Below are 21,288 nucleotides of genomic sequence, written 5' to 3' on the forward strand. Positions count from 1 at the left end.
CGCTTAAATAGTACAGCTATCGCCACAGTCGTTGGCGCCGTCGCGCATACCTTCAATCTCTTGACTCTCTTGCTTGTCTTTTTCAGCCTGTTTCTCTGCTACTGACTGCTCAACAGAGTCAAAATCGATGCTATCAAACGCATCCATATCAAAATCGCTCATAACTCACTCTCTTAAATAGTAAAAAAGGCTTCTTTTTGCTGAAGCCTTTGTATCGGGGCGCAAGTGTAATTCAAATGTATATTCTGGCTAAATGAAGACTTCGCCTAACTCATAACAAGATGAACTAGCGTGATGTTTTTTCAACACTACTGCACATCAACGAAGCGCCTTTGATGTCTTCACAGGCCTCTCCCCACGATGAGCGCCCCGCAATAAGTGTCATCGCCAATGGACGTGATCCAAATGAATACCGCGTTGCAATTACTAGTGCGCTTCAATTGTTCTAGTAATGCGGAGGCGGGGTTTCTTCTGACTGCTTAGCAATATTAGACGGCTCGATAGACTTAACGCGGTCAACGACATGGCGTACTTTAAAGGCTAAATCGTCAAGCTGCTTTTGTTGCGAAGACAGCGCATCGTTTAGCGCCTCAATGGTGTGCTCCTGAAACGCAACTTTAGTTTGAAGCTCTTCGATATAGCTATTCGCGCTATCTATTTGCTGTTGTAAATGCTCAGCGCTTTTATCTGTCATGTAAATTCTCTATCTCTCTCGTTGCCATTCTTCGGCAAGGCCACTACTGCTTATGGACAATATATTATCATTGGGGAGGAAGGCGACGCCATACACAACTGCGGTTGGTGGTGAAACTGACTCTCGTGAAGCAACCTGAATGGATTGCACTTGCTCGCCAGTTTCCAAATCCCACAGGTATACTTTTCTGGCGGGAGAGCCTGTTAGTAAAAACTGACCATCTTTGGAAAACTCAACGTCTGTGAAGATTTTCTGACGCGCTGCATATTTGAGGGATGCCACAGGCTGCCCGGTTTGCACATTCCACACTTGCGACTTGCTCTGGCTGTCCGCAGTAAAAGCAAAGCGGCCTTCATCATCAAGCGCTACTTTTGTTACTCGCGTGGGGTGGGTGAATGTATGAATTATTTGCCCAGTGTCAGTGCTCCATAAATACGCTATGTAATCGTTGCCCCCCGTCAATGCGAACTTACCATTAGGGGAAATATCAATGGAGTTAACCTTTTCTTGATGCCCTAAAAACTCTAGTCGACGCGAAGTACGAGGTTCAAAGTACATAACTTTGCCATTTGAGCGCGCCACCAATATGCCGTTACCATTATTGGTAACCACCACATCTCTAATTGATGACTCGTCAATGCGCCAAAAACCTTCAGGCTCGCCGGTCTCCAGACTCCATAAGGCAAACGCCTCGCGGTCAGCGGTCACAACATAGCTTTTGTCGGCGCTAATATGCACTGACATGACCAGGTTGTCACCTTCACCTTGGTGGCTCCAGTGATAAAGGGGATCACTTTGTCCAATTCGCCATACGTTTACCCCGTTATTCACGCCAGAAACCACCGCTAACGTGCCGTCGGTAGAAATATCTGCGGCATAGGCGCCTTCTTCTACATGACGCCACTGCTGTATTGGCGTACTATCAGGGACAGAGCATCCCATGGAATTACCTATAAGTACGATGAGTAACGCTATTCTATGGAACATTTGAGGCCTAAACATAATCAAATGGGTTTCGCTTTGTAAACGCTAGGTTTAACATAGCATGGATCACGCATCTTTAACTATCGTGCACACTGCCTTGGATGCAGCAGTATAGACATAGACGCATGATGATAAAAATTTATGGAGACGTTTTTATGCAGAAGTCGCTCGTTGCCTTATCTACTATCGCTGCGCTAGGCCTTTTCGCTTGCCAGCCAAATACATCTGATGAGGCCGCTTCTACAAGCGCTGATAGTGCAAAAACAACTTCTGTTTCAGCAGAAGAAATGACAGATACGCAAAAGCAAGCTTACGCCATGGGCGCAAGCATGGGTTTGTTCGTTAGCAACCGTGCCGAACAACAAGAGCAACTGGGTTTAACATTAGACCAAGATGCGCTACAACAAGGCTTTAAAGACGGTCTAAACGACACCCTTAAGTTTACGCCAGAGCAGATTCAGCAAATCGCTCAACAAGGCGAAGAAGTACTTCGCGCTAAGCAGCAAGAAATGGCGGAACAAGCCGCTGAAAAAAATATTGAAGCTGGCCTAGCTTACCTAGAAGAAAACGGTAAGAAAGAAGGTGTGGTAACTACCGAGTCTGGTCTTCAGTACGAAGTACTTGAAGAAGGCGAGGGTGCAAGCCCAGAAGCGACAGACATGGTTAAAGTTCACTACCGTGGCACCTTGCTAGATGGCACAGAGTTCGACTCATCTTACAAGCGTGGCGAGCCAGCAGAATTTCCACTTAATCGCGTTATTTCTGGTTGGACTGAAGGCGTTCAATTGATGAAAGAAGGCGCAAAGTATCGCTTCCATATCCCATCTGAACTTGCTTATGGTGCGCGTTCTACTGGCGCAATCACGCCAAACTCGACGCTTATCTTTGACGTTGAGTTGCTAGAAGTGGTCAAGCCTGAAGCAGAAGCGCCAACGGAATAAGTTAGTGCTTTAAGAAAAAGAGAAAGCCGACGCATAGCGTCGGCTTTTTTGTTTTAGTGAGTCAGCGTGATCCTTGCTTACCTTTTCCCTACGAGCCAGTGGGTTTTCACCACGCGCGTACCCAAATAGTAAAGTGGGTTATTCAATATGCTTGGTGCCTCGAATTACACTGATAAGCTTAGTCTAAATCGACCAAATTTCACGGTCTATTCCAAGCCTTTTTGGAACAATTTCGCCTTAAAACTTGGTGCTTAAAACAAAAGGTTTTAACGCTGAGGGGCGCGCCGTCTTTCTGTGTGTACCTTAAACGTAGCAAAATGATTTAACAGAGACTGACCCACCTTATACATAGCACAACCTAAAATAAGATATATCACGGTTTGCATACTATTTAAGCGAACAACGATATCAAGCAAGGCATACAACAATAACAGCGCGCCACTTAAAAACAGCATAAAACCGATGATAGTACCGCTGGTTTGGAACGGATCGTTCCCCGACCTTCGACGGTTCAACATTGGTATCCTGTTACGCATTCATTTCCCCTAATGGTTTGACTATTATTTATACTACGACACTAAACGAAAGGTTTATGTTCAATAATTATTCAATCTGGCTCTTTTGTCACTTTTTGACGTACAGAAAGATTGCGTTTTGCCTTATTACCCACATAAAGTAGGGGTAATTAGCTGGATTATTTATAGGACATTGTGAAAACACCGCTTATCACTCGAAAGGGCTACTTAAAGCTTAAACAAGAACTGGATTTCTTGTGGCGTGAAGAACGACCTGAAATTACTCGCAAGGTAACCTGGGCAGCGAGCCTTGGTGACAGAAGCGAGAATGCCGACTACCAGTACAATAAGAAGAAGTTACGGGAAATTGATCGCCGCGTACGCTACCTTCGCAAGTGCTTGGAAAACCTAAAGGTTGTGGACTACGATTCACAGCAAGAGGGTAAGGTCTTCTTTGGTGCCTGGGTTGAAATTGAAAACGAAGCGGGCAAGGTGATGGAACTTAGGCTCGTGGGCTACGACGAAATTTTCGGCCGAAAGGATTACATTTCTATCGACTCTCCGATGGCGCGAGCGCTGCTTGGCAAAGAAGAAGACGATGAGTTTGTTGTAAAAACCGAAACGGGCACGAAAGAGTGGTGGATAAACCGTATTTGGTACGACGCAACAGACAAACTGTGAGCACTAATATGCCCTATTTAATCACCCATTTGTAACACAATGATCAGACGACTTCCCCTACACCGCGGTGATATACTCACCGCTCATATTTTCACTACCGACGCTGTGTATATAAGCCTTTCACACACCGTTTATTCGCCATTGCCTGACGCGAATTTTTAGTATCTTAGAGCGACTTATGATTATCAATAAAATTGCAGATGAACTTAGCGTTCAACCTTCGCAAGTAACTGCCGCTGTTAAACTTCTTGATGAAGGGTCTACCGTACCTTTTATCGCGCGCTACCGAAAAGAAGTGACACAAGGCCTTGATGACACACAGCTGCGTACCTTGGAGCAGCGCTTAACCTACCTGCGAGAGCTTGAAGAGCGCCGCGATGTAATCCTTAAATCTATCGAGGAACAGGGCAAACTAACCGACGAGCTTAAAAGCAGTATCACCAGTGCTGACAGCAAAACTACCTTGGAAGATTTGTACTTACCGTACAAGCCCCGTCGACGCACTAAAGGCCAGATTGCTATTGAAGCAGGCCTTGAACCTCTCGCTGATACCTTATTCTCTACCCCAGATACCGATGCTGAAAGTGCAGCAAGCGAATACGTTAACGCAGATAGTGGCATTGCTGATACAAAAGCAGCGTTAGAAGGCGCCCGCTATATCTTAATGGAGCGCTTCGCCGAAGACGCTACACTGCTGGCAAAAGTGCGCAAGTACTTAACTGAAAATGCTTATGTAAAAAGCACGGTTGTAACAGGCAAAGAGCAAGAAGCCGCCAAATATAAAGACTATTTCGAACACAGTGAAAAGTACAAGAACGTACCATCTCACCGCGCGCTGGCGATGTTTAGAGGCCGCAACGAAGGCATGCTACACATTCAGCTAGATGCCGACCCGCAGTCAGAAGACAACGGCCCATCGCATTGCGAACATATTATTGCCAGCCATTACGATATTATGCACCGCGGCCGTGGTGCAGATGACTTCTTGGCTCAAGTTGTACAGTGGACGTGGAAAATCAAAATTGGTTTACACATGGAAACTGAGCTATTCAGCGCCCTTCGAGAACGCGCTGAAGAGGAAGCCATTGAGGTATTTGCTAAAAACTTAAACGACCTGTTGATGGCCGCGCCTGCAGGTGCAAAAACCACTATGGGCCTAGATCCTGGTTTGAGAACTGGCGTTAAGGTAGCGGTCGTAGACAGCACAGGAAAAGTGGTCGCAACCAACACCATTTTCCCGCATGCACCACAAAACCAGTGGGATAAATCTATTCGCACGCTCACCACGTTGTGCAAGCAATACAAAGTAGATTTAATCAGCATTGGCAACGGTACTGGCTCGCGCGAGACAGACAAACTCGTTGGCGAAATGCTCAAGAACAACAGCGAGCTTACTGCACAGAAAATTATGGTCAGTGAAGCGGGTGCATCGGTGTATTCAGCCTCTGAGCTTGCTTCAAAAGAATTGCCTGACCTTGACGTGTCAATCCGCGGCGCAGTGTCTATCGCTCGACGCTTGCAAGACCCGCTGGCAGAGCTGGTTAAAATTGAGCCTAAAGCTATTGGTGTAGGCCAATATCAGCATGACGTAAGCCAAAGCCAGTTAGGCAAGTCGCTAGACCGTGTTATTGAAGACTGTGTAAACGCCGTTGGCGTTGACTTAAACACTGCATCGCCCGCGCTTTTGAGCTATGTATCGGGCTTAAATAAAACCCTAGCGCATAACATTGTTAATTTCAGAGACATCAATGGTGCTTTCCCAGACCGTAAAGCGCTATTGAAAGTCGAACGTTTAGGGCCTAAAGCCTTTGAGCAAGCGGCAGGCTTCCTTCGCATTGTAAACGGCACAAACCCACTTGATGCCTCTGCGGTTCACCCCGAAGCGTACCCAGTGGTAGATAAAATTGTAGATACGACCGCTGTTGCGGTTAATGACATCATCGGCAATACCGAGCTGCTAAAAAGCCTGTCGCCAGACACCTTTACCAGCGACGCATTCGGTTTGCCAACGGTTAAAGACATTCTAAAAGAGCTGGATAAACCAGGCCGCGATCCTCGTCCAGAATTTAAAACTGCCGCGTTTAAAGAAGGCGTTGAAACCATTAACGATCTTAAACCAGGCATGATTTTAGAGGGTGTGGTTAGCAACGTAGCCAATTTTGGCGCGTTCGTTGATGTAGGCGTACATCAGGATGGACTGGTGCATATTTCAGCACTGACTAACAAGTTTATCTCAGACCCACGCGAGGTAGTTAAAGCAGGCGATATCGTCAAAGTAAAAGTGCTTGAAGTTGACGTACCTCGCAAGCGTATCTCCTTCACCATGCGCTTAGACGATACACCGAGTCAAAGCAATAATGCAGGCGGTAAACCAGCAGCAGGAAAACCACAAAGTAAAGGGGCTGGGCGTGCTAACGCAAAAGCAAACCCTCGTTCAAATCAGGGTGGCGGCAATCGCAACAGCCAGCCTCAAAACAGCGCCATGGGCAACGCCTTTGCTGATGCATTTGCTAAAGCAAAAAAGTAAACAGTAGCGAATTTACTGTTGCTTATAGAGGGCCTGTCACTGACAGGCCCTTTTTGTATCACGCTTCCATTTAGCCTGCCGTTTTTGCTACATTAGATTGTGGTACATTAGTTCGGGCGCATAGAAATTTTATGTGCCCAAAAACTCTTTAACCAAAAGCACCAAAATAGAGAATACCGAAATAATGAAGAGGTGTAGGTCACACCGAAACCGAAGTTCGTATATTGGTAGCGTTTAGCAAGGCCGTTGACATGCTTTTAGAGCCTTAACGTTTAACGAAGGTAATGTTGCTCATTTGACCACAGCCTTTTTCTAGGCAGCACTTTCGGACAACCATAATGAGCTAAGGGCCACTAACCTTTGGTGTACGAGCGTAATCATCCAACTGTACAGCAAAGATTATCTGCCCTCATCAAAGGATGATTTTATGAACTCGCCTGTCTCAAAAAACATGCTGAATGTCAGCGCCGATTACCCCGACCTTCGGGATCGTTATTACCAACCGAATCTTACTCCACTTAAGCCTTTTATCGACCCGCCAGGCAATTTGGTTATTTTAGACCAAGGAAAAGATGGAGCGTGTACCGGCTTTGCATTGGCCGCTACCATTAATTTCATTTACCGTCAGCAAGGCCGAAAACATACTGTTAGCCCGTGGATGCTTTATGCCATGGCTAAACGTAATGATGAGTGGTTAGGTGAAGCGTATGAAGGCTCTAGCTGCCGCGGTGCAATTAAGGGGTGGTACAACAGTGGCGTATGTAACGAGTCACTAACTGAAGATATTAAGCACAGCAACGAATTTGAAATGACCCTAGCTATTGCTAACAATGCAAGCAATCACAGGCTAGGTGCGTACTACCGTATTGAACGAGAAATTAGCGATTTTCATGCGGCGCTTAACGAAGTGGGCGTAATCTTTGTTTCTGCCAGAATTCATGAAGGCTGGAAAGATAGCGAAGGTGATGTAATAAGCCTAAGGCCTGAACCCATGGGTGGCCATGCGTTTGCCATTGTTGGCTATAACGATGAAGGGTTCTGGATCCAAAACTCCTGGGGGACGGATTGGAAGAAGTCAGGGCTGGCACTTTGGCGTTACGATGACTGGGCGTTAAACGTTATGGATGCATGGGTTGTTCAACTCGCACTTCCTATTTCAGGCACAGGAACTTACCATCAGGCTACGCGCTCTATTGCACAGGGTTTGTTTTCTCGCTCCACACCACGGGTGAGCATTCAAGATCACTTCGTTCATTTCGACGACGGACACTTTGATACCAGAAGTAAATATTGGAGCAATAAAAACCACGTCGATGCCATTATTGAAAAACTTTCCGAAAGTAACCATCGCCATGTAATGCTATATGCACACGGCGGCTTAAATAGCATAAAAGCTTCGGCTAAACGCATTGCAGCAATGAAAGACACCTTTCTTAAAAACGATATTTACCCCATTCACTTCATGTACGACACGGGTATGCTAGAAGAACTCAAGGATATTCTGGGCTTTAAGAATAAAGAGATTAGCAACAAAGTTGGAGCCTTCACTGACTACACTGACCGCATACTAGAATGGGCAACACGTAAAGTAGGCGGCGCACTGTGGCGAGAAATGAAATCAGACGCTTGCACGCCCTTTACCCGTACCACATCAGATGGTACGTACTTCCTAACGCAATTGGCCGCCTACTTGAAAGGCAATTCAGATATTAAGCTGCATGTCGTCGGTCATTCGGCAGGCTCTATTTTTCATGCCCACAGCCTATCTAGGCTGTGTAAAGTTGATGAAAACATAACGATTAAGAGTCTGCATTTACTGGCTCCAGCCATTAGCTACCCCTTATTCAACGAAAAGCTCTCTGAGCTTATCGAAAGGAAACACATTGAATCGACCACGGTTTACAACTTATCTGAAGCGTTGGAAAAAGATGACCACGTGGCGCGCATTTACCAGAAGTCGTTGCTCTATTTAGTATCAAATGCGTTTGAATCCAAACCAGAGATGCCCTTGTTAGGTATGGCTGTGTTTAATCAGCCGCTGCCTAACGTGACGTTTAAGTACAGTGAGGGGAAAGTAGGTGATGCCACCGCCGCCACGTCCCACGGCGGCTTCGATAGCGACGTAGATACCATGAACTCGGTACTTTCAGACATCACTGGCGGCTCACCTAAATATCCGTTTACAAAGGCAATACTGGATTATTAGGGCCTGCTGGTTTGAAGGCAATGCAAGGGAAGTGAAAGTGCTTTTTTCGCGATTTAGCCCTTAGCTATGACGGGCTAAATCGTTCGTGCAATGTTAAGCAGCTAGCGTTAATTGCACGTTATCATGCTTGAAGCGATAAACCTTCTCTAGAGGGGGTGTAAGCTTGCAAATAAGCATTTTGAATGCGGCCAATTCGTGTTTGCATCACATTAGACTCATTTGCCTGAAAGCCTTGTGTGTCTGCTGATGAAGATTGATTATCTAACACCATATCCGCAATAGAATCGGTTGCGGTGCCTATATTTGTATCGGGCTGCACGGCTGCCCCAGTGTCTGCAACAATGCCATTGCTTTGTGCTGAGGTAGAACCTGCTGAAGCCGTTTCTGTTTGGCCTTTGGCAATCTCGCTACGGGCCTCTGTGGCTTTTTGAGAAGCCTCTGCAGCCACTTTTAAATCTTGTGATGAAGGTTCAGCTGGTGCGAGGGCGGCTGCGCGCACTTGCTCCATTTTTTTCAGCGTTTCCTCTGGCGTTTTTTCTTCTGAAACATCAATCGACACTTCGCCATCGGTCACATAGCGTTTATTGTCAGGGCCTGTAGTGTATTCATACTGCGGAGCACCGGCGTACTGACCGCCTGTTGAAGCATGCGCTTGCTCGTGAACCCTCACTTCCTGATCCCGGGCTTTTAACTGCTCAATTTCAGCAGCGTCTTGTTTCTCTTGCTGTTCTTGTTGCCTGTCTTGCGCGCCCTGCTTGCCTGCACTCTCATCTTGCGCATTATCTTTCTGTTGCCCAAATACGTTTTGAAAGGCAGCTTGAAGTTCTGTTTGTACCTGAGGGCGTTCGTAAGTAACCGGCGCTGGCGGCTGGCCGGGGCTCTTCGCTTTATCGGCTTCTGACCCCAAGCCTTTTTGAGAAGCCCCTTGCTGGGAATCTGACGCTTGAGGAATAGTTTCACGCTGCACGTTATCTCTACGTGCAGACTCTGTATTTATGTTCGCCGTGGGATAAGCAATGGCGTTAAGGATTGGTGTAACGATATTCACCGTAACTGTTCCACCTACGCAAGCACGTCTATGATGGTACCAAGCATCTCATCGGCAACACCTAATACTTTGGCAGAGGCTTGGGCATTACGTTCGTTTACATTGAGCGCGATTAAGTCGTCAGTGAGACGCGTGGAGGTAGACGTTGAATTCGATGACGTGTTTATTGTGTCGGTATTGGTCGCAATAGGTTGAGCGGGTGCTACCGCATCCTCAGCAGTTCGCTGAGCAATATTTGATGCTGCCTGCGAAATTCCGTCGCTGGCATTTTGTAAACCATATTGAGCCGCTGCAAATGCAGAGCCTGCACCTAAACCATCAATACTTGTCATACACTACCCCTAACCTCTCATGTGCAATTATTAACCAATTTCACACAAATGGAAAGACATGTATCACACCCTGTCATTAACTTATTGTAAGCAGGCGATTTTTATTAAGCTGTCAAAGATAAGAAAAGCTTCAAACTATCGGCAAGCCGCGGTTTGAAGCTTCATGTCATCGCTTTATTAAGACGCCTTTTGCTGGTAAACGCCAGCGGCAAAGCGAAATAAAATGTCAGCAGTTTGCTGAGGATGTGAAATAAACGGCGCATGCGACGCATGAGGCAGAACAACGGTATCAGCCTGCGGATGTAGCTCACATATACGATCTATTCCGCTGGTCGGCACTAGACTATCTAACCTGCCATACAATCGTAACGTGGGTGTAGTTATTCGCCCCACGTCTTGACGCATATCTTCAGTAGACAATATGCGTAAACCTTTCTTAAGCGCTTCCTCGGCGGGATCTGGGAATTGGGTTACCTGTTCTCTGATCGCCTTAATATCCTGCTTTGCCGTTTCGCTGCCCATCGCTTGAATTGCCAAAAAACGTTCCAGTGTTTTCTGATAGTTCTTTTCAAGCTGAGTCTCGAACATTGAAAGTAAATCGGCAGCAATACCCGGCCAACAAGGCCCTGCTATAAATCGAGGTGTTGAAGCAATCGTTACCAGTCCGGTAAGTTTTTCTGGTGCTAACAGCGCTAACTTTTGCGCAACTAGGCCACCTAATGACCACCCAACCAACACACACTGGTTTGGAAGCTGGTTCACAATGGATTGAGCCAATGTTTCCACGTTATACGGTGACGGGACGAACTCTGCATTTTCCCCAAACCCAGGAAGATCTATGGTGGTGACGCGAAAATTATCGCTTAAATAAGGAATAAAGGATGTGAACGCTCCGCTGTTCATACCCCAACCATGAAGAAATACCACATCTACGCCTGTACCCTGAGTACGGGTGACAAGCTCGCCGTTTGTATGCAAACTTTCCATTTACACCTCCTTAGGCAGTCACGTGTTTTTGAGGCAACACGAAATAATGAAAACAGGTCGACGTTCGACAATTCAAGGAAGTTGATGGAATCAACACTATGAACCTTTCATGCTTGCTATGTTATCAGGCAAGTCCTACGCCAGTATGTCACTGGTGTGAAGATGACATATTTTTTTTCGATGCCACGTTGCACGGAAGTAACTTACTTCAATATGGCCCTGTGGCAGGCCACGTCAAGCATAGCCACTATGACGCGTTACGCGTTTTGGGACTTCATACGTGGCCAATGTCATCGCTGGTTCACCAGTTAAAGTTTACGCATTCCCTTACGGCAGGAAAAGTATTAAGTAACTGGTTTGTCCATAAAATGCGACAGTGCACTTTATCAGTGCCCAATGTGCTGCTTCCGGTGCCAATTAGTGCATGGCGACTTGCTACACGGCACTACAATCAGGCTACGCTTCTGTGTGAAAGCATAAGCAGTGAGCTGAATGTTCCAGTTAACCAGTCGTGGGCCAAACGACGGGGCTTTAGCGTGCAGCATCACTTATCCAAAATGGCGAGAGCCGAAAACGCAAGCCGTGTATTTAGTCTATCGACGCAGTGTATCGATGATGAGATAGCAATAGCGCAAGGCATTAAAGATGGCAGCAACTTCAGCGTTGCAATCGTCGATGACGTACTCACCACCGGCGTGACCGTGAATACATTGAGTAAAAGGCTCAAAAAACGCTACCCAAATTTACACATTCAGGTGTGGGTCGCGGCATTTACGCCACCGCCTAAAAGCAGTCTGTATCAGAAAGCCTAGTGAGCAGAAGCGGTGATACTGAAAAGCGCGGCATTCGCCGCGCCTTTCAAGCTGATTTAGCGAATAAAGTGAGACTGGTAGATTGCATTGGCCAGCATCTTGTTCGTGCCATACCAGTACCCTCTAAACTGCGTATTGTCGGTAAAGCCAATGATAACGCCGCGCCCCATTTTTTGAGTCGTCACAGCAGTTGATTCAGCCATTAGCGCAACCATTCTTTTGTCACTAAACCCAGCCATGAGAGGCTCATCAGTGTAGCGTGCAGGTGTTATAAAGGGTGAGCTACTGGCCTCCACTATCATATTATTGGTTTTAAACATGGGCAGTGTGTCGTCATCATAGCCGTAGAACAATGGATGAGTATTGTCGATATTGGCTTCAAACACAGCGCCAGCCACCAACTTTCTGGCGTATAACGATGCGCCATCTTTATAGCTGAGTTCGCTTTCATCGAACGCGTTATCAATACTCTCTCGACTAACAATTTCTACGTCTAACCATTTATGTTGAGCGAAATAACGCAACGCGGATTTCTGCCCCACGATCACGCCACCGGCTTTCACCCACTGCTCAATTTGAGTTCTTTCACTTTCGGTAAAGCGATATCCACCGCTAGGGAATAAAAGGTGCGTATAAGTAACGCTCGGATCATTAAGCGCGCTTGTCAGATGTTGTTGCTCAACAATACTGGCAGCCAGCCCCACTTTTGTGTCGAAATAGTGCCATATTTCACCTGCTTCGTATTCACTGGTGCCTTCGCCGCCCACTATTAACACCTGTGGCAAGGTAACAGGTGCCATGCTCCGGCTACCCAAATCGTGCCCAGTGGGTGTTAACCCACTGCGCAAACTAAACACAGGCACCTGAAGTTGCTGTTGCGCTTCACGCAAAATAGCCGCCAGGTTTTCTGGCTGACCCAAACCTTTAGGCACAATAATACTGCCAGGCTGAAGCTCAACGTTTTTCCCGTCATATTTAATAGCAGAGAACGCTTCTTCACTGCTGCGTACCTTCACGCCTGCTTCCAATAGCGTTTGCAGCATGGCTGGCGCATAGTACTGCTGCCATGAAAACGCATACGCGTATGCATCTGGATGGATATCGTTAAGTGTTGGTTGTGCAAGTGCGGTGCTGTCGCTAAGTTTTAGGCTTCGCGCATCGCCCCTATCTAGAGGCGCGTAATCCAAATTGAAAGCCAAAGCCAAATTCCACGTTGATACATCGTAAAACGTGTTGTTCTCAAACGAGGTTTGGGTAGAGAAAATTGACTTTACTAAACGGTATTGAGGCTGGTTTGAAGGAATATAAATCGCGCTACCTGCACCATAGCGAACTTTGCTTACCTCAACATCTTTCGTTAACACCTCGTAATTAATATGATGCTGTTCAAGCAATGCAACAAATGCGTTAAAGCGAGCTGTGTCATTCGATGCACTAACAACAAAACCTACCTGCTCATCCTTTTCAGCCAGTGACTGTGTGCTCTTAACAAAACCCGATTGATAATCGAGAATAGCAGCCTTATTTGCCAATGCGCCTCTAAAAGTGCTTAAAGACGTAGTAATTTGATTTGCTATGGTGTCTTTGAAGGCAAGCTTGCCATTAATAGAGTCCTGAATGTGGCCCCGTGAGCTTGCTTGCTCAAAAAGAATACCCACACTGCCGTGTAAATCTGGGTAGGTCGAGCCTTTGCCTGCGTAGAAATCGTCAAACGCTTCTTGGGTAAAATAGAGCTCCCCTTGCTCATCAAACGCGGCAGCATGATACTGGGCAAGCGCTTCAGTTAGCGTTACGTTCTCATCAGGCGTCAGTGGATTTTTACGCGAGCGCACACCAGGCTGGAAAAAATAGGTGCTGTCTGTCCCCATCTCATGAAAATCGGTGAGGATATGTGGGCGCCATTTATGAAACTGTTTAATTCGCGCCTGCGACTCTGGGTGCGCCAGCAATAGCCAGTCGCGGTTTAAATCAAACCAGTAATGATTTGTTCTACCTGACGGCCACCCCTCATCGTGTTCACGATGTCGACTGTCAGAAACCAGCTGCTTGCCCTTGTGCATATTTGCCCACTGAGCAAATCGAGAAAGCCCGTCGGGGTTGAAAGACGGATCAAACAGCACAATATTGTTATTCAACAAGGCATCAATTTCTTTACCTTCAGCCGCGGCCAAATAATAAGCCAACGCAAGTGAAGCATTGGTTCCGGAAGGCTCGTTACCGTGAATACTGTAGCCCATGTAGAAAATAAGGGGAGCATCGCTACCTACTTTCTTGCCGCTTTCCATTGCATCAATGTGTTGCTGCCTCATCGCCTCAATATTGTTTCTATTTGAGGGCGCTGTGATTGTCAGTAACAGAAGTGGGCGGTTTTCGTGAGTACGGCCGGTTTCTTCAATGGTGATACGGTCAGACTTCTCGGCAAGTAGTTTCATATAATTGACGACTTGGTCGTGACGCACATGCCACTCGCCAATGTTGGCGCCTAGTATCGATTCAGGCGTGGGAATAGCTGGGTTGTAGGATACCGTGTCAGGTAAGTATGCTGTCACCGGCTGCCCGCCTACATCAGGTGCAATAGTAACAGTTGAAGCAGAGGCGGGTTGTGCTAATGATTTCTGACTGGCTGTTGCCCCAAAGGCGATGGTACCAAGGGCTAATAATGAAACGAGTGAGAATGGATTCTTTTTGGCGGTGTAATGCAATTTCGCGAACATAGCGCTTCCCGTCTTGTTGTTATGGTTGAGAATAGTGTCGATGTGCACGCCTCTCAACAAATTCGATTCACTGGAATAATTTATTTAATTAATACCTGACTGTTTTACTCAGGTAAATTTGATACAATAATCCAAATTTCAAAATATGTAGGACTTGCTGATGATAACTATATCAGAAGAAGCCCAGGCTCACTTCGTAAAACTGTTGAGTAAACAAGAGTCTGGCACGAATATTCGTGTATTCGTCGTAAATCCGGGCACTTCGTCGGCTGAGTGTGGCGTGTCCTATTGCCCACCAGACGCGGTTGAAGAAACAGATACCCGTTTGCCATTTAATGGTTTCGATGCGGTCGTAGATGAAGAAAGCGCGCCTTATTTAGAGGAAGCGGAAATTGACTACGTTACCGATCAAATGGGCTCACAGTTAACCTTAAAAGCACCTAATGCAAAAGCGCGTAAAGTGTCTGACGACGCACCATTAATTGAGCGAATTAACTATATGATTGAGTCGGAAATCAATCCTCAGTTAGCGAGCCATGGTGGCAATGTTGTATTGACAGAACTGACTGACGATGGCTATGCCATACTTCAGTTCGGCGGCGGCTGCAATGGTTGCTCAATGGTAGACGTAACGCTTAAAGAAGGTATTGAGAAGCAAATGGTCGAGCAATTCGCTGGCGAGCTTAAGGGCGTGCGCGATGCGACTGAGCACCAAGCGGGTGAGCACTCTTACTACTAAGCGTAATATTGCACTTGCTTAAGTGCATATCTCGATAACTATCTCATGCTAAAGCAAGACATTCACAAAAGCTGGCAACGATTCAAAATAGGTCTATCTATTTTCGTTGTCGGCGTCTTGCTGTTGTTTACCTTAAGTGAACTTCATATCACGCTGCATTACCTGAGCCTTCTTATATTATTTGTCGGTTTCGCTATCGCCATGTTGGGTTACTGGGGAATTTTTATTCAGCGCTTTTCTTTTATGAAAAACAAAAAGCCGCCGCCTAAATTCTGATTACTTCCGGCTCTACGCCATATCTTCTTGCCCTATTCTTTATGTAAGCCAGTCGCTTGCACTCAGTTTTACCCATACGCCATACTCTACATTACGCAGCTGTCTCCCGTTCATTTATGTTCGCCTAGCGCTCGTCTCAGGTTATAGGTAGATTAGAGGTTGCGCAAAGTGCCTAACAAAATAAAAGGGAGCTGTGGTGAATACAACAAAGAAGCTGGGCCTGCTTGGCGGAATGAGTTGGGAATCAACGGTCAGTTACTATCAAGCCATAAACCGTGGTGTAAATGCTCGACTTGGCGGCCTTCATAGCGCACCGCTGATAATAAGCAGCGTTGACTTTGCCCACATAGAGCAGCTTCAGCATAAAGGAGAATGGGATAAAACCGCCGATATACTGATCCGCGAGGCGAAGCACTTAGAAACTGCGGGGGCAAAAGCCATATTAATTTGTACCAATACCATGCACAAAGTAGCAGCTGACATAGAGCAGAAGATCACTATTCCACTTATTCACATTGCCGACGCTACGGGGTGCGTGTTGCAACAAGATAGGGTTAAGAAAGTTGGGCTACTGGGCACCCGCTTCACCATGGAACAAACCTTTTATACATCCCGCCTTAAAGAGATTTTTGGCATTGAGGTTGTTACTCCAAATGCCCAACAACGAGACACGGTTCATAACATTATTTATGAACAATTATGCAAGGGCGTGATTTGTGTTGAATCCCGTAACGCGTATATTGACATTATAAATGAACTGGCGGCCGAGGGTGCTGAAGGCATCATTTTAGGCTGCACAGAAATTGCCTTATTAGTTCAACAACATCACACCAAAGTTAAGTTATACGATACTACCGCTATTCATGCTTCAGCTGCGGTAGATTTTGCATTAGCTCCCTAAAGCGTTAGCAAAGGGTAAGTAGCGAAACACACATAACCTAACTTTGATAAAAGGGAATTGGCCCTACTATTTTCAGAGGACACAGCTATGTTTAGCCACGTAATGATTGGTGCGAACGACCTTGAAGCATCAAAAAAATTCTACGATGCTATTTTAGGAGTATTAGGATACGAACCAGGCGTTTTTGATGAATACGGACGGGTTTTTTACTATACGCCGAAAGGTATTTTAGCGCTAACAAAGCCGATTAACGGAGAGGCTGCCACACACGGTAATGGCACCACACTCGGCCTTGCCGCTCGAACACCAGACATCGTTGATGAATGGCATAAAGTAGGAAGCGAGAATGGGGGCGTGCCATGCGAGGACCCACCGGGTATTCGAGGCAATGGGGAACGCCAGCTGTATCTTGCTTATCTGCGAGACCCAGCAGGCAACAAGCTCTGTGCCACGCACATCGTAAGAAAATAGCTCAAGTGCTGCCTGCTTAAATGATCACGCTCTTTTTGCAGGCTATTCACTTTTAGCTGTCTATTTGGCCCAAAGCCCTTTGAATAATAGCACTTTGAGTAATAGCGTTTTGGGTAATGCCTAGTTATGTCTACATATAAGCCCTAACCAAACGAAACTACATAGGTGTTACTGTCTGGCCGCTCAATATCCTAAACGGGTTTCGCCTTTTCTCTTCTTTGCACTATACATTGTTGCTAGATGAATTAACCTTGAACCAGTAAAAGCGCAGCTAACAGAGGGAATATGACACCTGAAGAAACTGGCAAGGCCTACGACACCATTACACACCTTTGGACTCGTCCTGAATTTAATCAGAAAAATGGGTTAACCGCCTACCAAAAAGCATTGTCATTTTTAGCGGACACCCCATCACAAGAGCCTGATACGGTGCCCAGCGAAGCGCTTGATAAGGGAGAAGCGCTTGGTAAGGGCGAAGCGAGCAATAAAGACAAACCAAAGAAACGAGGCTACGCACTAGACATAGGTTGCGGATGCACCAATCGTTTTGTTCCGATTATCGAAAGCGCAGGGCTAGCTTACGAAGGCATTGATGTTTCCAAAGATATGCTGGCCATTGCGACGTCCCAATTACCCGCTCATACCTTCTATTGCGCCGACGTGTGTACATTCACTATCCCCAAGCACTATTCGTTTATTAGCGCTTGGGATAGCTTTTGGCATATTCCCCTAACGCAGCAAGAGCCTTTGCTTAAGAAGCTAGTGGCTCACTTAGACGATGACGGAGTGTTGCTTTTTAGCTGTGGGGGTACAGATGAAAGCGGCCAACACACAAACGAAGTGATGGGTCCAGAAGTCTACTACGCCTCGCTGGGGCTACATAGATACATAGAAATATTGATTGAAGCAGGCGGGTTTGTTCGTCACGTTGAATTCGATCAGCACCCTGAACTACATACTATTATCATTGTGCAAAAAAGAACCGCGAAAAAAACACAGTAGCAAGAATAATACTGAATGATGCCCTAGAAAAACTGAGAGAGGCAGCGTGCTCAGCACGCCTTCCCTAAGTAAGGTCAGCGAAGCATTATAAAACTCTAGCTTTGCGGTATCGCTAGCTCACCGCGTTTATTTAACCGATAAAAGCTCCAAGCCAATGTCACGCCCCGGGCGAGCAAGAAGGCAAGAAGGGCGTACCACAGGCTGACATTACCTTGGTTTTTGGTGAGATACCAAACGGGGAAGTACACGCCTAGTGCACTAATTATCATGGTATTTCGCATTGCGCTGGCTCGGGTAAGGCCAACAAATACGCCATCGTACAAAAAACACCAATGCGCTAATAGAGGAAGTAATACCATTAAACCAAGATAAGGTAGCGCAGCTTTTACAATGTCACTATGTTCGGTAAGCAGCGCGATAATGGCCTCACCGCCAGCGAAAAATATCAAGCTATAAACAAGGGCAAAAATACTCGACCAGACTAACCCTTGGTAGGTGCGTCGTTTCACTTCGCTGCTGTCTGACGCCCCCTTGGCTTCACCCACCAGCGCTTCCACCCCATAGGCTATGCCATCAAGTCCCAATGCAATAAGAACAAAGAACTGCATGAGTATGGCATTGACGGCCGCCGACGTTTCCCCGTAACGTGCACCTTGAATGGTGAGAAACGCTAAGCAGCCCTGTAATGCTAAGTTACGTAATAGCATGTCACCGTTAAGCTTCATCAGTACCTTCCGAGCTGCACGGTTAAACCACGATGCACTCACCGCGACACCGCCAACGCGCTTAAACGCCACCGCTAGCGCCATTATAGCCATGGTATACTCAGCGATAACACTGGCCAGCGCCACGCCAGCTACAGACAAACCAAGCTCGAACACAAACACTACATCGAGTCCCGCATTCAATAAATTTCCCACAATTTGAATAGCCATGACGCTGCGCGTTTTTTGCTGCCCTACTAACCATCCAACTAATGCCAGATTAAGCATGGCAGCTGGTGCGCCCCATACCCGCGTCGAAAAATAGTCTTGAAGATGCAGGGCAACTTCACTGTTTGGCTGAGTTAAAGCTAAACCTATAGACAAGATAGGAGATTGAAGAGCAAGTACCACAGCCCCCAGCACTAGAGCAACCGCCACCGTTTGCCACAGCACTTTTGCTGACTCTAATGTATTGTTCGGTGAGCCTTTAGCTTGTGCACTCAAGCCTGTTGATGACATGCGAAGAAACCCGCACACCCAGTATATTTGCGTTAAGATAAGTGCGCCCACCGAAGCCCCTGCAAGCATGGCTGGTAAAGACATGTGTCCCAAAACCGCGGTATCCACCAAACCTAATAGAGGCGTAGTAATATTCGCTAAGATCATGGGAAGCGCTAACGCCAACAGACGGGAATGGTCGTCAAAAAAGGAGCGCTGAGTTAGTTGGGCAGGGGACATAAATGATCTCAGTAGGGGTTAATTTCGCTATATACTATCAACCTATGCAGCGGCATAAGTGAAATGCGTACCAGCTTGACCATGTATAAGATTGGCCAAGTCGCATTATTTGGAGTTTACCATGCTATTGAATTTGATTAGGCACTCAGTGGATGATGATATGAAAACCAACAATGTAATTCAAAATAGAACGACGAGTCGTACGCGTTTGAAGATCTTATCTTCAATGCTTGCGGGAATTTTCAATGTTTTGTTGGTCTCACCTAGCATTGCTTCAAGCTCAGATGCAAACCCTGTTGCTGATGCGACTTCCACTACAAAGGAACAAAGTGGTAATAACATCGACTCTAGTGTGAGCACCTCGCCTAACGCCGCCATTTTGCTTTATCACCATGTGTCGTCTTCAACACCAGCCAGTACCAGTATTTCACCTGAAGCCTTTAAATCGCACATGGAATACTTGGACGCACACCACACTGTTGTTTCGCTTCAGGACGTTGTTTCTGCGATACAACACAACACTACACTGCCAGAAAATGCAGTTGCGATTACGTTTGACGATGGCTACGCAAACATTTTAGACAATGCTCACCCAATACTGGCTGACCTAGGTTTTCCCTATACCGTGTTTATCAACCCTGATGAAATCGGCGTAGGTCCTAAGCAGCTAACATGGGAGCAAGTTATTGCTATGCATAACGATGGCGTTGTTTTTGCCAACCACACGCTAGACCACCTTCATATGCTAAACGGTGAGCAGGAAATGGGAGAACGCGCATGGTTAGAAAAAGTATGGCAAAACGTAGCACGTGCTGAAAAGAAGATAGAAGATAAATTAGATATCAGTTTTAAATATTTAGCCTATCCATTTGGCGAGTACAATACGGCGCTCGCTAGGAAGCTCAAAGCTGAAGGTTACATAGGATTCGGGCAGCATTCCGGGGCTGTGGGCCCATCTAGCGACATGCAGGCACTACCGCGCTTCCCCGCGGCCGGTCCTTACGCCAATTTGGCAACGCTAAAGACCAAGCTTAATAGTCTTGCCATGCCAGTGACGCAAAGTTCACATAAAGACCCTCGTATGACAGCGCGAAACCTGTCATCGCCCATTAGTTTAACGATAGACAGTGACGATGTTCGCCTTACACAAGTAAATTGTTTTTTCGGCGGCGACCCTATCGAGACTAGCCTAGAAGAAAATGTGCTTACGTTTACCCTCGATGAAACGCTTCCAGTAGGACGTTCACGTGTGAATTGTACAGCACCGTCTAATGCGCAATCAGGGCGTTATTATTGGTACTCTACGCCTTTCTTTGTGGCAGATGAGAACGGCAATTACCCAGACTAGGGCATGTCGATAAGGCACATCTAGGCTTGAGCGCGAGCGCATATCGATTGGGCTCGCACTTATATAAGGAAACGCTTACCTATACAGGTTTAGAAAATCGAATAAAACCTTTATTTATCGACTCTTCCTCAAAACTATGACGCTGATAGAAACGAATGGCTGGCACGTTCGACACTTCAACATCTAGTACCACTTTACGTTTGTTCAGTTTTTCTGCTCGCGCTTGCATAGCATCTACCAGTATCGTTCCCACGCCCGTTCGACGGGCACTTTCTTCAACAGACAGATGGCCTATCATGAGTTCGGTATTAGTAGGCGGCGTAAGATTGATGGCCACGGTCTGATTGCGCATGAGCACTGTCATAGCCTCATCGAGGGTAAAGTACGATGTGATGCTATCAAGGGTCGCCCTATCAAATGTTGCACCAAGTTTGCTGTGCCAAGAGGTCACAACACCGAGTACTTCGTCGCCGCTACACGCCACCCAATGATTCTTAAAGCCATATTGCCCGCCACCGAGCTCCCATGCATGAGACAGGTAGCCCTCAGCTGTTTTATTTTTATTTTGTCCAAAAATAGACGTTAACAAAGACTGCGCCGCATTCAATATAAGCGGCGTAGTTTGCGCAGCATCAGATGCCACACCTTGCCTTATTTTGATTTCCATA

At 46.5% G+C, this 21,288-nt stretch carries 20 protein-coding genes; 10 read left to right on the forward strand and 10 right to left on the reverse strand.

Translation table 11 applies throughout. The features are described from left to right. Positions 1 to 3: 3 nt before the first annotated feature. From NO989_RS05115 to NO989_RS05125, 3 genes are all read right to left on the reverse strand, one after another. Positions 4 to 162: a hypothetical protein gene (locus tag NO989_RS05115; RefSeq protein ID WP_012520154.1), complete on the reverse strand. Its 159-nt coding sequence runs from the start codon at positions 160 to 162 to the stop codon at positions 4 to 6. Between the two features lie 283 nt (positions 163 to 445). Beyond that, positions 446 to 694 carry a SlyX family protein gene (locus NO989_RS05120; RefSeq protein ID WP_014980717.1) on the reverse strand — a complete coding sequence of 83 codons (249 nt, stop codon included), beginning with the start codon at positions 692 to 694 and terminating at the stop codon, positions 446 to 448. A 9-nt stretch (positions 695 to 703) separates the two neighbouring features. Then, positions 704 to 1,636, reverse strand: coding sequence for a WD40 repeat domain-containing protein (locus NO989_RS05125; protein WP_168463679.1), 933 nt, complete (start codon positions 1,634 to 1,636; stop codon positions 704 to 706). A 197-nt stretch (positions 1,637 to 1,833) separates the two neighbouring features. On the opposite strand from NO989_RS05125, the gene fkpA reads away from it, so the two are divergent. Continuing rightward, positions 1,834 to 2,619 carry an FKBP-type peptidyl-prolyl cis-trans isomerase gene (fkpA, locus tag NO989_RS05130; protein WP_014951335.1) on the forward strand — a complete coding sequence of 262 codons (786 nt, stop codon included), beginning with the start codon at positions 1,834 to 1,836 and terminating at the stop codon, positions 2,617 to 2,619. Between the two features lie 266 nt (positions 2,620 to 2,885). Here the strand turns inward: fkpA and NO989_RS05135 are convergent, their stop codons facing one another. Beyond that, on the reverse strand, positions 2,886 to 3,155 hold the full coding sequence (locus tag NO989_RS05135) for a hypothetical protein (RefSeq protein ID WP_170826521.1): 270 nt from the start codon (positions 3,153 to 3,155) through the stop codon (positions 2,886 to 2,888). 174 nt (positions 3,156 to 3,329) lie between these two features. Here NO989_RS05135 and greB point away from each other — a divergent pair, with 174 nt between their 5' ends. From greB to NO989_RS05150, 3 genes are all read left to right on the forward strand, one after another. Then, on the forward strand, positions 3,330 to 3,815 hold the full coding sequence (gene greB, locus NO989_RS05140; protein WP_014951337.1) for a transcription elongation factor GreB: 486 nt from the start codon (positions 3,330 to 3,332) through the stop codon (positions 3,813 to 3,815). A gap of 178 nt (positions 3,816 to 3,993) precedes the next feature. Then, positions 3,994 to 6,342: a Tex family protein gene (locus tag NO989_RS05145; RefSeq protein WP_371342170.1), complete on the forward strand. Its 2,349-nt coding sequence runs from the start codon at positions 3,994 to 3,996 to the stop codon at positions 6,340 to 6,342. Positions 6,343 to 6,769: 427 nt separating this feature from the next. Beyond that, entirely contained in the window at positions 6,770 to 8,548 is a 1,779-nt protein-coding gene (locus NO989_RS05150) for a C1 family peptidase (RefSeq protein WP_371342171.1), read from the forward strand. Between the two features lie 121 nt (positions 8,549 to 8,669). On the opposite strand, the gene NO989_RS05155 is transcribed toward NO989_RS05150, so the two are convergent. The 3 genes from NO989_RS05155 to bioH all read right to left on the reverse strand — a co-directional run bounded on the left by NO989_RS05155 (position 8,670) and on the right by bioH (position 10,915). After that, on the reverse strand, positions 8,670 to 9,596 hold the full coding sequence (locus tag NO989_RS05155) for a putative metalloprotease CJM1_0395 family protein (protein ID WP_061486835.1): 927 nt from the start codon (positions 9,594 to 9,596) through the stop codon (positions 8,670 to 8,672). Between the two features lie 14 nt (positions 9,597 to 9,610). Beyond that, positions 9,611 to 9,928 carry a hypothetical protein gene (locus tag NO989_RS05160; protein ID WP_014951365.1) on the reverse strand — a complete coding sequence of 106 codons (318 nt, stop codon included), beginning with the start codon at positions 9,926 to 9,928 and terminating at the stop codon, positions 9,611 to 9,613. A 177-nt stretch (positions 9,929 to 10,105) separates the two neighbouring features. Continuing rightward, positions 10,106 to 10,915 carry a pimeloyl-ACP methyl ester esterase BioH gene (gene bioH / locus NO989_RS05165; RefSeq protein WP_014977794.1) on the reverse strand — a complete coding sequence of 270 codons (810 nt, stop codon included), beginning with the start codon at positions 10,913 to 10,915 and terminating at the stop codon, positions 10,106 to 10,108. Between the two features lie 98 nt (positions 10,916 to 11,013). Between bioH and NO989_RS05170 the strand changes: the two genes are divergently transcribed. Next, the gene (locus NO989_RS05170) at positions 11,014 to 11,727 is read left to right on the forward strand and encodes a ComF family protein (RefSeq protein WP_014951367.1); all 714 of its coding nucleotides are present in this window, start codon (positions 11,014 to 11,016) and stop codon (positions 11,725 to 11,727) included. A 56-nt stretch (positions 11,728 to 11,783) separates the two neighbouring features. Here the strand turns inward: NO989_RS05170 and NO989_RS05175 are convergent, their stop codons facing one another. Next, a complete protein-coding gene (locus NO989_RS05175; RefSeq protein WP_156079053.1) occupies positions 11,784 to 14,441 on the reverse strand; it encodes a M14 family zinc carboxypeptidase in 2,658 nt (885 codons plus the stop codon). A 160-nt stretch (positions 14,442 to 14,601) separates the two neighbouring features. On the opposite strand from NO989_RS05175, the gene nfuA reads away from it, so the two are divergent. The 4 genes from nfuA to NO989_RS05195 all read left to right on the forward strand — a co-directional run bounded on the left by nfuA (position 14,602) and on the right by NO989_RS05195 (position 17,830). Further along, on the forward strand, positions 14,602 to 15,180 hold the full coding sequence (gene nfuA, locus NO989_RS05180; protein ID WP_014951369.1) for a Fe-S biogenesis protein NfuA: 579 nt from the start codon (positions 14,602 to 14,604) through the stop codon (positions 15,178 to 15,180). A 472-nt stretch (positions 15,181 to 15,652) separates the two neighbouring features. Beyond that, the gene (locus tag NO989_RS05185) at positions 15,653 to 16,357 is read left to right on the forward strand and encodes an aspartate/glutamate racemase family protein (RefSeq protein WP_014951371.1); all 705 of its coding nucleotides are present in this window, start codon (positions 15,653 to 15,655) and stop codon (positions 16,355 to 16,357) included. 87 nt (positions 16,358 to 16,444) lie between these two features. Further along, a complete protein-coding gene (locus NO989_RS05190; protein ID WP_014951372.1) occupies positions 16,445 to 16,828 on the forward strand; it encodes a VOC family protein in 384 nt (127 codons plus the stop codon). Between the two features lie 285 nt (positions 16,829 to 17,113). Beyond that, the gene (locus NO989_RS05195) at positions 17,114 to 17,830 is read left to right on the forward strand and encodes a class I SAM-dependent methyltransferase (protein ID WP_239239001.1); all 717 of its coding nucleotides are present in this window, start codon (positions 17,114 to 17,116) and stop codon (positions 17,828 to 17,830) included. Positions 17,831 to 17,925: 95 nt separating this feature from the next. Here the strand turns inward: NO989_RS05195 and NO989_RS05200 are convergent, their stop codons facing one another. Further along, a complete protein-coding gene (locus NO989_RS05200) occupies positions 17,926 to 19,272 on the reverse strand; it encodes an MATE family efflux transporter (protein ID WP_371342173.1) in 1,347 nt (448 codons plus the stop codon). A 121-nt stretch (positions 19,273 to 19,393) separates the two neighbouring features. Between NO989_RS05200 and NO989_RS05205 the strand changes: the two genes are divergently transcribed. Then, entirely contained in the window at positions 19,394 to 20,620 is a 1,227-nt protein-coding gene (locus tag NO989_RS05205) for a polysaccharide deacetylase family protein (RefSeq protein ID WP_371342174.1), read from the forward strand. Positions 20,621 to 20,699: 79 nt separating this feature from the next. On the opposite strand, the gene NO989_RS05210 is transcribed toward NO989_RS05205, so the two are convergent. After that, on the reverse strand, positions 20,700 to 21,287 hold the full coding sequence (locus tag NO989_RS05210) for a GNAT family N-acetyltransferase (protein WP_371342175.1): 588 nt from the start codon (positions 21,285 to 21,287) through the stop codon (positions 20,700 to 20,702). Position 21,288 lies beyond the last annotated feature (1 nt).

The organism is Alteromonas sp. DY56-G5 (assembly GCF_041414725.1).
GTDB classification, from domain to species: domain Bacteria; phylum Pseudomonadota; class Gammaproteobacteria; order Enterobacterales; family Alteromonadaceae; genus Alteromonas; species Alteromonas macleodii.

Bases quoted from the DNA above. Each gene is read 5' to 3' on its own strand.
- NO989_RS05115 (WP_012520154.1), bottom strand. From the start codon at position 162: ATGAGCGATTTTGATATGGATGCGTTTGATAGCATCGATTTTGACTCT.
- NO989_RS05120 (WP_014980717.1), bottom strand. From the start codon at position 694: ATGACAGATAAAAGCGCTGAGCATTTACAACAGCAAATAGATAGCGCG.
- NO989_RS05125 (WP_168463679.1), bottom strand. From the start codon at position 1,636: ATGGGATGCTCTGTCCCTGATAGTACGCCAATACAGCAGTGGCGTCAT.
- fkpA (WP_014951335.1), top strand. From the start codon at position 1,834: ATGCAGAAGTCGCTCGTTGCCTTATCTACTATCGCTGCGCTAGGCCTT.
- NO989_RS05135 (WP_170826521.1), bottom strand. From the start codon at position 3,155: ATGCGTAACAGGATACCAATGTTGAACCGTCGAAGGTCGGGGAACGAT.
- NO989_RS05145 (WP_371342170.1), top strand. From the start codon at position 3,994: ATGATTATCAATAAAATTGCAGATGAACTTAGCGTTCAACCTTCGCAA.
- NO989_RS05150 (WP_371342171.1), top strand. From the start codon at position 6,770: ATGAACTCGCCTGTCTCAAAAAACATGCTGAATGTCAGCGCCGATTAC.
- NO989_RS05160 (WP_014951365.1), bottom strand. From the start codon at position 9,928: ATGACAAGTATTGATGGTTTAGGTGCAGGCTCTGCATTTGCAGCGGCT.
- bioH (WP_014977794.1), bottom strand. From the start codon at position 10,915: ATGGAAAGTTTGCATACAAACGGCGAGCTTGTCACCCGTACTCAGGGT.
- NO989_RS05170 (WP_014951367.1), top strand. From the start codon at position 11,014: ATGAACCTTTCATGCTTGCTATGTTATCAGGCAAGTCCTACGCCAGTA.
- NO989_RS05175 (WP_156079053.1), bottom strand. From the start codon at position 14,441: ATGTTCGCGAAATTGCATTACACCGCCAAAAAGAATCCATTCTCACTC.
- nfuA (WP_014951369.1), top strand. From the start codon at position 14,602: ATGATAACTATATCAGAAGAAGCCCAGGCTCACTTCGTAAAACTGTTG.
- NO989_RS05190 (WP_014951372.1), top strand. From the start codon at position 16,445: ATGTTTAGCCACGTAATGATTGGTGCGAACGACCTTGAAGCATCAAAA.
- NO989_RS05195 (WP_239239001.1), top strand. From the start codon at position 17,114: ATGACACCTGAAGAAACTGGCAAGGCCTACGACACCATTACACACCTT.
- NO989_RS05200 (WP_371342173.1), bottom strand. From the start codon at position 19,272: ATGTCCCCTGCCCAACTAACTCAGCGCTCCTTTTTTGACGACCATTCC.
- NO989_RS05205 (WP_371342174.1), top strand. From the start codon at position 19,394: ATGCTATTGAATTTGATTAGGCACTCAGTGGATGATGATATGAAAACC.
- NO989_RS05210 (WP_371342175.1), bottom strand. From the start codon at position 21,287: ATGGAAATCAAAATAAGGCAAGGTGTGGCATCTGATGCTGCGCAAACT.